This is a genomic window from Tepidimonas sp. (genome assembly GCF_036825565.1).
Taxonomy (GTDB): domain Bacteria; phylum Pseudomonadota; class Gammaproteobacteria; order Burkholderiales; family Burkholderiaceae_C; genus Tepidimonas.
In genome coordinates, this window is record NZ_DAISXZ010000125.1 from 1 (window position 1) to 2,907 (window position 2,907).

At 71.1% G+C, this 2,907-nt stretch carries 2 pseudogenes; both read left to right on the top strand.

Annotation, left to right across the window (positions count from 1 at the left end):
* Positions 1-736: pseudogene (locus V7026_RS11295) on the top strand (hypothetical protein); the annotation flags it as partial.
* Positions 737-781: 45 nt separating this feature from the next.
* Positions 782-1,708 (top strand): annotated as a pseudogene (locus V7026_RS11300) (S8 family serine peptidase); the annotation flags it as partial.
* Positions 1,709-2,907 lie beyond the last annotated feature (1,199 nt).

Sequence of the window (2,907 nt, forward strand, 5' to 3'; positions counted from 1 at the left end):
GCCGCGGCTGGGGGTGCCCGGGGTGGATGCGCTCTTGGCGCTGTGGCCGCTGCTGGCCTGGGCGGTGACGCTGGTGGCGGTGGCTGGCGTGGCCAACGCGGTCAACATCATCGACGGCTTCAACGGCCTGGCGGCGGCGACGTCCATGTCGATGTTCATGGCCTTCGGCTACGTGGCGTGGGTCTTGGGCGATAGCTTCATCGTTCAGGTGTGCTTGGCGATGATCGGGGCGCTGGCGGGGTTTTTCGTCTGGAACTACCCGCGCGGGCTGATCCTTCTGAGGGATGGCGGGGCGTATCTGGTGGGCTTTCTGCTCGCGGAGGTGGCGGTGCTGCTGGTGGTGCGGCATCCGCAGCTGTCGCCGTGGTTTTGCCTGCTGGTGTGCGCCTACCCGATCACCGAGACGCTGTTTTCCATCTACCGCAAGCGCTTCTTGCGCGGGATGTCGCCGGGCGTGCCCGACGGGCTGCACCTGCACATGCTGGTCTATCGGCGGCTGGTGCGCTGGGCGGCCGGTCACGAGGCGGCGCGCGACGTGACGGCGCGCAATTCGGCGACCTCGCCTTACCTGTGGGGGGTTGGCGTCCCTGGGCATCGTGCCGGCCGTGCTGTTCTGGCACGACGAAAGGTGGCTGGTGGCCAGCGCATTGGGCTTTGTGGTGGCCTATGTGTGGGTCTATGCGCGGCTGGTTCGCTTTCGCGTGCCGGGGTGGTTGCGCCGACGGGTGGGGGATAAGACATGACGCGGTGGCGGGTTTGGGTTGGCCTGTGTGGCTTGGCGATGGCGCTCGCCGCGTGCGGCGGCGGGGGCAGCAGTGCTTTGACGCAGCCGGACGATGGCTATGCTTACCCGCCGGTCGTGTTGCCCAGCGGGCCGTCCTATGACGCCAACCCCGCGTTGGACTTGACCGGCTACTGCTATGCCCATGCGGTGGGTGCCCAGGGGCAGGGCGTGGTGGTGGCCGTGGTGGATGGCGGGGTGGGAGGCCACCCCCTGCTGTCGGGGGCCGTGTTGCCGGGCGTGGATGTCACGGGTGACACCGCGCCGGGGTATGCGGGGGACGGCCGTATCGACCTGGATGGTCACGGTACGGCAGTGGCGGGTTTGGTGGCCGCGCGCGGATCGGACCGGTGGCCGTCCATGGTCGGGATGGCGCCGCAGTCGCTGGTTCTGCCCGTCCGGGTGACTTCTCCCAACATGCCGAGCGGCACCGACCCCAGCACGGTGAGCCGCGCGGTGCGCACCGTGCTCGAGCAACCGGTGGCCACTCCCACCGGGCAGGCGGTACCCCGCATCGTGAACTTGAGCCTGGCCGCAGCGGCCCCCTCGGCCCCGTTGGCGGACATCGTGGACACCGTGCGCCGGCAGGGCGTGCTGTTGATTGCCGCGGCGGGTAACGATGGCAGACCGTCGCCCGACTGGCCGGCGGCATACGCGCCGCAGGCCGGCGGCCATGTGATCGCGGTCGGGGCGGTGGACGCGACGGGGGCCATGCCGGAGTGGAGCAACCGCGCCGGCCCGGCACGTGAGCACTACTTGGTGGCGCCGGGTGTCGATTTGTTGACCACGGTGCCCCCGACATTGTTGCCGCCGTCGGCGCAGGGGCTGGCCTATGCCAGCGGAACCAGCTTTTCCACGCCGATCGTGGCGGGGGCGGCTGCGACGGTGTGGGGCTTGTGGCCGTATCTGAAAGCACCCGAGGTGGCGGGTATTCTGTTGGACACGGCGCGCGATTTGGGCGCACCGGGCCCTGATGAGGTGTACAGGCGGGGGCTGTTGGATTTGGAAGCCGCCCTCGAGCCCGTGGGGGGGACGCTGCTGCCCCGCGGGGACGGGGGGTGGCAACCCGCCGCGTTGGCGGCTGACGGGGCGTTGGCGCGCGCCTTGCAGGCGCAGGATGTGCCGGTGATGGTGTTCGACCGCTACCGCCGCCATTTTGCCGTGCCTTTGGGGCGGTTGGTGGCGTCTGCCGACCGCCGGGCGGGCTTGAGTTTGCCGCTGGGATCGCTATCTGCCGCGGCGAGCGGCGGGTCCAATGGACTGCAGGTCACCGGAGCGTGGCAGGTGGATGCACAGGGCCGGCCGCGCTGGCAGGGCGGATGGCGCGCCGGGGCGGGGGCATGGTCTTGGGCATGGTGGCAGGGCGGCCCACCGTTGGCCGAAGGCGACGAGGCGTCGTTGGCTCGGTATCTGCCGGGTTGGGCCCAGGTGGCCCACGGCGGTCTGACACAGGACCCCAGCGCCCGTGGGGTGGAGGGGCGCTACCGCGCGGGGCCGTGGGCGTGGTCGCTGGCGCAGGTTTCCAGCAGCGCGGCTCTGGGCGGGGCACAGGTGGATCGGCAGTTGGCGTTGGCGTACCACGGCGGGCCGTGGCGTCTGGCCGCGCATGCCACGGCATCGGACCGCCGGTGGTGGGCCGATGGCCAGGGCCGAACGACCCAGTGGGGTGCCGCACTGTCCCGCCAGACGGCAGCCGGCGAGTGGATGGCAGCCTGGAGTGCGACGCGCGCCCAGCAGACCCTGCCCGCTTGGCAAGGCAGCGCGCGGATGGCGCTGCAGAGCGTGGCTTTGGGGTGGCAGGCCCGGAATGTTGGATTGCCGTATGACCGCTTGGTGCTGGCCGTGAGCCAGCCGCTGTCGCTGCGGCGGGGGCAGGCGACCGTGAACCTGCCCACCGGGGTGGACTGGGCGACGGGCCAGCCGCGTTTTGCGCCGCTGACCCTGCCCCTGCGCGGTGGGGCCGCTGCGGCCCCGTGGCGCCTGGAAGCGGTCTGGTGGGCGCCGAATGGGCGGTTCGCTATCAGCGCCCGTTCTGATTCAGCCCCGCACCCCCGCCAAATCCCGCAACACCGCCACCTTGTCGGTGCGCTCCCAGGTGAATTCCGGCTCGTCGCGGCCGAAGTGGC